Origin of the sequence: Desulfovibrio oxyclinae DSM 11498 (assembly GCF_000375485.1) — a bacterium.
Taxonomy (GTDB): domain Bacteria; phylum Desulfobacterota; class Desulfovibrionia; order Desulfovibrionales; family Desulfovibrionaceae; genus Pseudodesulfovibrio; species Pseudodesulfovibrio oxyclinae.
Genome location: NZ_AQXE01000021.1, coordinates 1 through 9,696, shown reverse-complemented (window position 1 = coordinate 9,696; position 9,696 = coordinate 1). Strand labels below are relative to the sequence as shown.

The 9,696-nt window shown below is 63.1% G+C and carries 14 protein-coding genes; 1 reads left to right on the top strand and 13 read right to left on the bottom strand.

Annotated elements, in window-relative coordinates; translation table 11 throughout:
• From B149_RS0115785 to B149_RS0115725, 13 genes are all read right to left on the bottom strand, one after another.
• Positions 1 to 941, bottom strand: a 941-nt coding sequence (locus B149_RS0115785; RefSeq protein ID WP_026167674.1) for a phage tail tube protein, incomplete at its 3' end; no start/stop codon positions are given.
• Positions 942 to 950: 9 nt separating this feature from the next.
• Entirely contained in the window at positions 951 to 1,430 is a 480-nt protein-coding gene (locus tag B149_RS18140; RefSeq protein ID WP_018126137.1) for a hypothetical protein, read from the bottom strand.
• Positions 1,427 to 2,062: a phage tail protein gene (locus B149_RS0115775; RefSeq protein ID WP_156816860.1), complete on the bottom strand. Its 636-nt coding sequence runs from the start codon at positions 2,060 to 2,062 to the stop codon at positions 1,427 to 1,429. The genes B149_RS18140 and B149_RS0115775 overlap by 4 nt, the downstream gene beginning before the upstream one ends.
• Complete coding sequence (locus tag B149_RS0115770; RefSeq protein WP_018126135.1) at positions 2,059 to 2,382, bottom strand: hypothetical protein; 324 nt, start codon at positions 2,380 to 2,382, stop codon at positions 2,059 to 2,061. The genes B149_RS0115775 and B149_RS0115770 overlap by 4 nt, the downstream gene beginning before the upstream one ends.
• A complete protein-coding gene (locus B149_RS0115765; protein ID WP_018126134.1) occupies positions 2,379 to 2,966 on the bottom strand; it encodes a 3TM-type holin in 588 nt (195 codons plus the stop codon). Before B149_RS0115765 ends, B149_RS0115770 begins: the two co-directional genes overlap by 4 nt.
• A 2-nt stretch (positions 2,967 to 2,968) precedes the next feature.
• Positions 2,969 to 3,385: a DUF5675 family protein gene (locus tag B149_RS0115760; RefSeq protein WP_018126133.1), complete on the bottom strand. Its 417-nt coding sequence runs from the start codon at positions 3,383 to 3,385 to the stop codon at positions 2,969 to 2,971.
• An 8-nt stretch (positions 3,386 to 3,393) separates the two neighbouring features.
• The gene (locus B149_RS0115755; RefSeq protein WP_018126132.1) at positions 3,394 to 3,666 is read right to left on the bottom strand and encodes a hypothetical protein; all 273 of its coding nucleotides are present in this window, start codon (positions 3,664 to 3,666) and stop codon (positions 3,394 to 3,396) included.
• A gap of 79 nt (positions 3,667 to 3,745) precedes the next feature.
• Positions 3,746 to 4,084 carry a DUF2190 family protein gene (locus B149_RS17575; RefSeq protein ID WP_018126131.1) on the bottom strand — a complete coding sequence of 113 codons (339 nt, stop codon included), beginning with the start codon at positions 4,082 to 4,084 and terminating at the stop codon, positions 3,746 to 3,748.
• 17 nt (positions 4,085 to 4,101) lie between these two features.
• Positions 4,102 to 6,201: a phage major capsid protein gene (locus tag B149_RS18135; protein WP_156816859.1), complete on the bottom strand. Its 2,100-nt coding sequence runs from the start codon at positions 6,199 to 6,201 to the stop codon at positions 4,102 to 4,104.
• Entirely contained in the window at positions 6,185 to 7,663 is a 1,479-nt protein-coding gene (locus B149_RS0115740; RefSeq protein ID WP_018126129.1) for a phage portal protein, read from the bottom strand. Before B149_RS0115740 ends, B149_RS18135 begins: the two co-directional genes overlap by 17 nt.
• Entirely contained in the window at positions 7,660 to 7,875 is a 216-nt protein-coding gene (locus B149_RS0115735) for a hypothetical protein (protein WP_018126128.1), read from the bottom strand. The genes B149_RS0115740 and B149_RS0115735 overlap by 4 nt, the downstream gene beginning before the upstream one ends.
• 126 nt (positions 7,876 to 8,001) lie before the next feature.
• Positions 8,002 to 8,760: a BRO family protein gene (locus B149_RS18440; protein WP_018126127.1), complete on the bottom strand. Its 759-nt coding sequence runs from the start codon at positions 8,758 to 8,760 to the stop codon at positions 8,002 to 8,004.
• Complete coding sequence (locus B149_RS0115725; protein ID WP_018126126.1) at positions 8,753 to 9,016, bottom strand: hypothetical protein; 264 nt, start codon at positions 9,014 to 9,016, stop codon at positions 8,753 to 8,755. Before B149_RS0115725 ends, B149_RS18440 begins: the two co-directional genes overlap by 8 nt.
• Positions 9,017 to 9,512: 496 nt before the next feature.
• Between B149_RS0115725 and B149_RS17560 the strand changes: the two genes are divergently transcribed.
• A partial coding sequence (locus tag B149_RS17560) for a hypothetical protein (protein ID WP_040373091.1) occupies positions 9,513 to 9,696 on the top strand: 184 nt, incomplete at its 3' end.

Sequence of the window (9,696 nt, the reverse complement as noted above, 5' to 3'; positions counted from 1 at the left end):
TAGGGGTTGTTGTCTGCGGTGAGCGTCTCGGCCTCGGGGTCCATGGAGCCGCTGGGCGAGCGGCCCGAGATGCGGTAGCCGCGCATGCCTTCGGGCGCGTTGAGATCCGCGTCGCGGGTCAGGTTGTTGGCAAGGTCGATGGACAGCTCCGCCACGCCCACAGGCGTGCGACCGCCCACGGTGAGCGACGCGGACTCCACCACCGGCGGCAGGGTCGTGTTGAGCGTGGGCACCGGGTTGGGCTCGGCCACCGGCTCGACGAAACGCCCGGAGTGGGTGAAATCCAGCCGCCCGGGCTGGCCTGCGGGCATGGTCACGGAAAACGTGCCGCGCGCTCCGCTGACCGTGTGCTTGTCGCCGTCGCGGTAGTAGACCGTGGTGGCGCTCTCCATGAGCGAAAGATCGGAGGTGGGCAGGTACTGCGGGCAGGTCACGGGATCGGCCACGGCATCGGCAGTGGCCGCGCTGGAGCCGCCGGAGAGGGATTCGACCTCAAACACGCCCACCACATCGTCCATCAGCAGCCCGCCGCGCACCAACGCGAGGAACGTGCCGGTGGCCCCGGAGGTCGCGCCGGTGACGGTCTCGCCGCGCTCGAAATTGCCGACCACGTTGTCCACGGCGAGGAACACCGCGTCCGAGCGGACCAGACCGCAGGAGCGCAGCAGGGTGTCGAAGTCGGGCGGGTTGACCGCCTGCCCGACGATGCCGCCGCCGCGCAACTCCACGCTGCGCTTGAGGCTGGTGCTGGTGCGGGTGACAACGTGCGCCTCTTCCGAGAGCGACGAGGACAGTCTGCTGTTGTCCACGCGCTCGGATTCGGGCGTCAGCTCGGTGCCGGACAGGCAGAGCACGCCGTCGGTTGCCGGGTCCACGACCTCGATCGCGCCGGGATCGGCCTCGATCTTGTCCAGAAAAACCTGTTTGCGGGTCAGTGCCATGGATGCCTCCTAGAGATAGCGTCGCGTTCTAATCCTGTAGAGATAGAACGACATGATGAAATCGCCGTACTGCGCCAGATCGTCCGGCAGGTACGGGTCCTGTTCAAAGGGAAATCCCGCGCCGGTCAGCGCGGAGGAAACGGCCTTTTCGGTGAGCGCGGCCAGCTCATCGAGCAGCGCCGCTCCGGGCATGACCATGACGTCGCTGCCCGCGTCCTGAAAGTCACCCTGCGGCCGGGCGAGGAAGACCCCCACCGGCAGCGCGTGCTCGATGGCGTGCGGATCCTTGTCCGGCTGCCCGTGGGAAAACGGCCCGAAAGCCGCGAAGGGAGCCGCATCCGCCGGGGGCAGCATGCCCGCGAACACCTCGCGGTAGACCCGCCAACGCAGCAGCGGGAACTCCCGCGCCATGAAATTTTGGATATCCGGACTGGTGGCCACGGCCAGCGCCGCGGTGTTGCGTGCGGCAAGGAATGTCTGCTGGGTCATCGCGCCCCCTTGATCTGATTGAATTGTTTCTGAATCTGCCAGTTGATCTCGTGCCGGAGGGTTGTCTCAAGACGGCGCTGAATATATTTATCCAACTTCCGCCGCAGGCGACCGCGATTCAGATACTGCACGAAGCTGGGTCCGTAGAGTTGTCTAATATCTTCGCGATACTCACCCACGTAGTACCCTTTTTGTTTTTCGCTCCACTGGCCCGTTCGTTTGAAGACGCCGACATGTCCCGATTTCATTCTGGCGACAAACGCGCCGGGGATGGTTTTCTGACCGCCAAAGCGTTTGACCTGCACGGAAACCCCTCTTGACGGCGGGCGCTTGGGATTCGGCGTGCGAGGACGCACGGGATACTTAATAAGCGGCACGCCGCGCTTTTCCCGCGCGATGACTGCCGCGTACAACGACTTGGGATTGGCCTTCCAAATAGTGATCTTGCCCGATATTTCCTTGTCAGGGAGCTTGAGCAACTGACGAAGAAGCTTACGGGTGTGAGCTCCGGCACCCCTTGCCGTTTTGTTCAGGGCCCGCGCCGCCACCTGCGGCCCGCCATGCTCAAAGCCCTGCACCGCACGAAGCAGCTCGTCGGCTCCCGTAATCCTCACTCGCTGTTGCTTGCTCATTTGCCCGCCCACAGCCGCGACTCGGCCATCGCCAGCACGGCCCACTGAAAGCGGTTGGTTCCGTCGGCGCGGCCGAGCACTTCGCCCAGCCGCCACTGCATCCCGTCCGCCTCAATGCGGCCCTCGGGCGGCTGCGGAAAGTCCGCGCGCAGCACCTTGACCACCGACTGCTGGTGGTCACCGTGCGTGGCGTCCACGCGCCCGGCCCGCTCCAGAATGATCCGCGCCGGAATCTCGCTGCCGTCCGGCCGCACCAGCGTGGTGGCGATGCCGCGCCGCAGGTAGCGGGAGGCGTATCCGGTGATCAGTGCAGCGCTCATTTCTGGCCTCCGAAATATTTCTGGTAGAGTCCCGCCAAGGTGCCGGAAGGTCGGGAGGTGCTCGCCGCGTGCTTGTCGTCGGAGCGCTTTTTGATCAGCACGCCGAGCACTGCGGCCATGGCAATGATGGGATTGTTCAACGCGCCGATGAGCCGGGCGGCGCTCTCCAGCATGGGACTGACCTGCGCGGGATCCTCGAAGGTGAACCAGACCCACGGCACCACCACCGCCAGCACGATGATCAGGAACGAAAATGCCAGCACCCAGCCCACGGCAGGCCGCCAGCCGGTCTTGTAGGTGTTGGCGCTCTCGTACTCCACGCGCATGGTCCTGTTGATTTCCTGCAAGCGCTGCGTTTTCTCTCGCATCTCCTGCATGGCGAACTGACGCATCCGGGTCTGGAACTCAACGAGCAGCGAGGGGTCGGCCTTGAGCGCGTCCACGGCGGATTCGTCGTCCGCTCCGGTCAGGGTGCGGGCCACGTTCGAGGCGGTCTCGGCCACCTTGGTGACGTCCTCGTCATCGGTGAACATGCCCACCACCTCGGGCACCAGACCCAGCAGGGGCAACAGGGGCAGAGCCACGGCTACACCTCCTCCACGGTCAGGTCGAAGGCGTCCACGCCGTCAAGGCGCTCCATGAAACGGCCCATGGCGGACCGGCTCTCAAGCACCGCGGGCTTGCCGAAATAGCGGTTGCCCACGTCGCGGGATTCGCCCAGCAGGACGCAGCCCTCGATGTCGTCGGTGGTGTTGCCCGCGTGGATCAGAATCGCGGTGCGGCCCGGCACGTCGGAGACCTCGAACAGCTCCCGGCCGAAGCGGCTGGACCAACGCCGGCGGCAGCGGTACCGCCCCGCCGGGATGCAGGAAATGTAGGTGCGATTGTCCTTCCAAGGCTCCTCAAGCGTGTAGCAAAAATCTTCGGTATCGCCCTCGAAGCGCAGGCGGCCCAGCGTGGCCTCGCCGGTGCGGATGTCGCGAAGGATGACGCAATGGATCATGGTTCCCCCTAGTTCTCATTGAGGATTTTTTCCTGCTGTGCCGCAGGAATGTCCGAATGCACGATGATTCCGCGAAGCATTCGGAACTGGATGCGTTGCCCGTTGTCCAGAGACTTCAGCCGCTCGCGCAGCTCCTTGTCCGCCTGACACATTTTTTCCCGCTCGGACGTGCACTGGGTGTGAGTCACAAAATTTTTCGCAAACAGCAGCCGCACGCCCACAGCGGACAGCAGCGAGCACGCAAAGCCGATCAAAAGGGTTTCCAGAGGGGTGAAGGACACGTGCCGCGCTCCTGTTTTTTGGTGGCGGGCCGGGCGGTTCCCGGAACCCGACCCGCCGGTTGCAGGGAGGATGACAGGGCTATGCGTTCATGGCGTTGATAGCCACGAGACACTCGGTTTCATTGGGGGCGGCAGAGGCGAAGAAAAAGCCCACCAGAGTGTTGCCGCTGGCGGTGGTGGTGATTTCGCCGGTGGTCTTCATGTAGGCCTTGCCCCCCTGTGCGGCGTCGTCGGCCGACACCTTGGGCAGTGCGTGCACACCGGTCATGGCAAGCGGGCCGGATTCGCCGTCGGGGATATCGCTGATGGCGATGCCGACACGCGATCCCACCAGTACGGCCTGACCGGATGCGATGTTCGATCCGGTGCTGTTTTCGTAGGGCATGGTCCTGCCGTCGCGGATGTAGGTCTGGGACATGGTTATCTCCTTTCAGGCTAGACGCCCGGGTTGCGGTAGAATCCACGGTGATCCATGACGCCCGCGCCCATGATGTGGCGCACCTTCCAGACCAGGGCATCGCGGTCGAAGTCCTCTTTTTCGGCGATGACCGGCTCTTCGCGACCGTCGAGGAATGCCACCTCGATGGTGTCGATCTGGTTGGGATCGCCCACGAGGTACCAGGCCTTGCTGGAGGCATCGTCCAGGCGCGGCTCGGCAATGGGCGTCAGCTTGCCGCCGTGCGGGTTGTGGACACCGGCGGACATGCCGGTTTCGGGCAGCGAGGTGGAACGCAGCAGTACCTCTGCATCGGTCTCCTGTTCCACCGGGGTCACGAGGTATTTTGCCCGAATGTCGAGCGTCGTGCCGTTCAAGCCTTTCTGCATCCGCATGGCCTTGCGTCCCGCGGAAAGACCATCCTTGCTGACAGTGCCGGGCGTGGTGGCGATGTTTTTGTGAATGGAGCTGAACAGGGTTTCCCCGTCGCCCATGACCGGGTTGGCGAGGATCAGGCTCCAGATGATATCGGCGGTCTTGCGGCTGGCGGCGGAGCCGAGCAGCTGCGGAATGCGGGCGAAGGCGCGCAGGTCGTCGTTGACGATCATCTCAAGGGTCAGCGCCAGTTTCTTGCCGTACTTGGCAATGCGGTAGGATTCCTGCTTTTCCTTGAGCTTGCCGAACGTGTATTCTTCGTTCTCGCCCACCAGGTCGAGGTCGGGGCCTTCGGACAGGGCGATGCCGTGGATCTCGCGGAAGTCGCTTGCCGGCACCACGTTGACGAGGGGCCGCCACGTGGCCGGCGATTCGCCGTAGGCGGAAAGCAGGCGCTTGTGGGCAGCCTCGCGGAATACGCCCGGAAAGTCGCTGCGGGAGGTGGCGGACAGGCGCAGGATGTTCTCGGCAATCTGGGTGCGCGAGAGCCCGCGCACGGGTTCGCCTTCGCGTTCGAGGCAGAACTTCGCCAGCTCGAACAGGGCCATGTGCCGGAATTCCTCATTGCCTGCAGCGGGCTTGTCGAGACTCAGCCCCATGCGCAGGGCAACGCCGTCCGTCATGGCCAGGGAGAGCTTGTCGCGCTCGTCGGCACCGGGCACGAAGCGGCCTGCGCCCAGCGGCGGGTTCTTCTTTTCGGCCAGCTCGAACAGCTTGATTCGGGCGTCGGCCAGCGCGATCTTGCAGTCGCCCAGCGCTTCGGTGACGGCATCGGCGGAAAGACCGAGCTGGGCACCGTTGGCGATGAGCGAAGTCACGTCTGCGCCGGAGAGTCCGACGACCACAGTTCCGCCGCTGGGCTGCTCCAGATCGGCTTCGTTCTTCTTGCCGGTGCCGTGGTCCAGATTCTCCTCGGGGGTTTCTGCCGGGGCCTGCTGCTGTTCTTCGGGCAGGCCGTTGCCCTTGGTGGGCTTCTCCAGTTTCTTGTCGGCGGGCATGGATGCCTCCTTGTTGGTGGTTCTGCCGCCGCCTGCCCGGTGCATGGCGATGGCTGCGGTATCGTCGTCCGCCCCGAACGGGCAGAACGACACCTCGAAAACTTCGGACTTGAGCCAGATGTCGATGGGCCCGGTTACGGTCTGTCCGTTGACCTCGTAGGTATGGCCATCGGCGACTTCGAGGACCTCCAGCCCGCGCACGCCCACCGAGGCCTGCCAAGGGAAGCCCTCGTCAGCCAGGGCCAGCACTTCCTTTCCCGCGAGGGTGGCCTTCGAAAACCTGCCGGACACGAAAAAGCCCGTTTCGGCGTTCTCGCTATGGTCGATGGTCCCGACGATCTGGTTGCGGTAGTGCTCGCGCAGTGCGGGCACGGCGTCCTTGGCGAGCGCCATGCCGTCCAGCGCGATGACGAAGCGGTAAAAACCGAGGTCGATTACCGGACCGGTGTGCGAGAGAATCGAGAACCGTCTCGGGGCGGCCTCCTCCTGATCGGGGTCGGCCAGCTCAATTGGGGCGGTCAGGGTCATCACGCTGTCGTCCACCAGCGCGGCAAGGCGCGCCTTGTTCCACTCGGCCGTGCATTCGACCATGCGGGACTCGTCACCGTCCGCGCAGCGTCGCAGGAAATCCTGCTTGCTTTCGCCGTTCTCAGGCTTCAGGGGCATGGGGTTCCTCCTTGGCCGTCAGGCCGTATTTTTCGAGCAGCTCCCGTTCCCGCTTGCGCTCTTCGAGAATCTCTTCGAGGTCGTGGCCACGATCGGCGGCGATGCGGGTCATGGAGGTGATGCCGAGCTTGAGTTCCAGCTCGGCGCTCTTGGAATCCTTGAGCGGGTCCACCCACGGCCATCCCGGGTTCTGCCAGCGCACGGGCACATTGGCGGGCGCATCCGGTTCCAGTCCGGACATGGAGAGCAGGCTGATCCACCAGTTCCACGTGGGGGTGTTGAACCGGCGGTTGATGAAATGCTGTTGCTTACGGTAGCCGCGGCGCTCTTCCAGCGAGGCGCTGCGGGCCGATGAGTACGATGCGCCGGTGTAGTCGTTGCTGGCGGCCTCATAGCTCATGCCCATGCCGACGGACGCGCCGCGTAGCGTGTCCCGCACGAACGGTTCATAGGTGTTTCCGGGACGATCAAAACCGGTTCCCTTGATCTCCGCGCCGTCGGGCAGAAACTGCACCCGGCCCGGCTCGATGAAGTCACCCGGTTCCACGGTGTCCTCAGGCCACGTGGACATGAAGTCTTCGGGCTGAGCCTCGGGCGTGGGCGAGCTGACGAAAAATCCGAAGGCCGAGACCAGACGCGCGGCGATCCGTTCGCTGTCCCGGTACTCGTTCAGGTCGCGCATGTCGGGCACAACCGAGGCCAGCCAGCTTGCGCCGGTGCTCTGGGAGATCCTACGCCGCAGGAAAATATGGTTGAGATTCTCCACCGGGATGCGCACGGAGCCGAACGAGGAAAAGGAGAGCACCTCGGCATCGCCGGGGTGTTCGGTGTGCAGATGGTAGGCGACGGGGTGACCCTTGGCATTGTATTCGATGCCGCGGCGGGCGACCGTGCCACCGGGAAGCGGGCCATGCACCGACGTGTCGATCTGGTCCATCTCGATGAGCTCGATGCCGAGCGGCACAACGCCGTCGCGCAGCAGGTCGGTGTCCACGTAGTAGTGTGCCAGCAGGCCGCCGTCGGTCCAGCAGTGGCGCACCGCAAGTTCCTGCAACTCGTAAAAACGCACGTGGGGGTGCTCGGCCCAGCGTTTCCACTGGCTTTCCACGCGGCGGTTGATTTCTGTGTCGAGTGAGCCGTCGGCGCGCTTGGCTTCCGCCTGCGCACGGATGCCGCAAAACACCACGTTCGCGGCAATGCGCTCGATGGCGCCGAACACATGAGGGGAGGAGTGGACCAAATCACGGGCGCGGGCCGTGACCAGCCTGCCGTCGCGCCGCAGTTCGGCATCCTCGCTCCGGTTGCCGGGCAGCCAGCGAGCGTTCGCGCCTTTGCGGTCAGCGGCCTTGTAGGCGAGAAACTGCATCCGCTCATTCACGAAACGGGCGGCCTTACGCGGATCGCTCAGGGCCATCATCGTGGCCCGCATGCGCGTCCAGAGGTCAAGGTCACCATATTTCATGACCGCCCTCCAAACCGGGCGCTCACCGCATTGCGGCGCCGAGTCGCCCACGCCAGACGGGACTCAAGCTCTTTGATCTTCTCCTGCACGCGAAACAGCGTCGCCTCGGTCACGGTATCCCCGTCCGTGGTGACGGCCTGCCCCCCGGTCAGGATCCGGCTCTCGGTCTGGCGCAGTTTGGCAAGCTCCGCCTGCAGCTCGGCTTTGGTCATGAAAAATCCCCCTCACGGTGTGCGTTTGCGACAACGCTACACCGTGAGGGGGATGCAAAAGCAATGGGGTCTTTTACTGATAGTAAATTTTACTGGTCAAGACCACTGCAACTACCTGCAATGAAATCACTTTTTCATCAAACCAATGCCGAGAACGCAGCGCTTGCGGCCATGGCTCCGGGGCCGAATAACGCGGATTTTGTCAAGCATCCCCCTGATTTCACGAAAAAAAGTCTCTCGCCGCAGGGTGGGCCAGTCTTCCTCGCTGCAGAACTCCTGATAGGCGCTGAACAGCCGGTCTTTCGTCACCATCAGCCGTGAGCCGAGGGCGCAGCGCGCTTCGATGAACGCGGTCAGGCTGGGGTCCGAGGTCTCAAAGTCCGCTGTGCCTCGTGCGCAGAACAAGCCGCAATATTCGAGGTAGAGCCGTTTCACGTCCTGCTCGCTCCCGCCGTCCAGCCGGGCGGTCTGCACCGCGGTGTGCATGGCCTGCGCCCGCAGCGCGGGTTTGAGCCGCAGCGAGAAATCCGGCACGTCTCCGGGCAGTCCGGTTGTCCCGCATGACTCGTACCGGCCATGCTTGCGGATGGCGGGCAGCACCTCCGAAGTGACCCACTTGCGGAACCGCCTCGCTTCGGGCTTGCGACTGGTGAAGATCAGGGCGTAAAGGCCGGACTCGGAAACGGCGGAGACTTTCTGGGAACCGCCAAGGGTGTCACTAGTAATGACACCCTTTTCATCCTCTTCAAGTCGCGACACCGCCTGACGACTATTCCCTATATCAAGCACCCCACAAACATCCTTCGCCACGAACCACGGCTCGTCCTCGCGCATGACGACGCGCACGGCACTGCCGTCAAAGTCGAACGGGATCACGCTACCCATTGCTCACCTCCCGCAGGTGGCAGGCGGTGATGAATTCGCCATGCGGATCCATGTTGTCGAACAACCCCTGTGCGTCCGACTGGACGCTGCGGATCAGGCTGGACAGGCTGAGGCAGAGCTCGGACAGCTCCTTGTCGGAGTTCAGCCCCTTGCACTCCAGCAGCAGCGCAAGGCAGTCGAGCCCAGATTCGATCTTTGCGGCCTCGTTGCCAAGTTCGTTCAAGCGGGATTCGGTGAGGATGAAATTGCGTTCCATGACGGAACCTCCAAGTGTTTTCTAGGGGCACTCTTCGAAATAAAGAATGCCGGGAGCTAGAACCTCACTTGGCGAGGCTGGTTTTTTTAGGCCGAAGCCCTGGACATTACACCACTCCCGGCAAAAATCGGTTGTATTTATGGCACAAAAAAACCGCGTCTGACGGGGTGGCGGCGTCCGCCAAGTGGAGTTTCTAGGCTCCGTACCCCTTGGATGCACCACCCGCAAAACCTTGTCAAGCTGCTATGCTTCTTTCACATCATGGTCTGTAACCTTTTCTTCGATCAAACCAATCTGTTTTTCCAACAAAACCTCTACATTATACAGTCTACGCTCCACGGCATTCTGCACTCTCAACCGTTCATTTATCTTCCAATACCAACACCAAAATTCTCTGAGCAGCAGAAATAAAAGGATAAAAACACAGACGTGGATTGCCCTAGGGTTTTCTTGGACACCGAATTGGGCGTAACAAACGTCCAGGAGGTGACCGACAATGGGAAAGAATTCGAAGGCCGGTTCCGGCTCTCCGGCGGAGGGAGGCCGTAGGCCGAACGGAGCCGGAGAGCCGGAACCGGCGCGCAAGAAGAAACGTTTCTGGGCCCAGCACAAGGTCGAAGCCGTGCTTCGCCTGCTTCGGGGAGAAGACCTTGAGCTTCTCAGCCGAGAGTTGGGAGTGC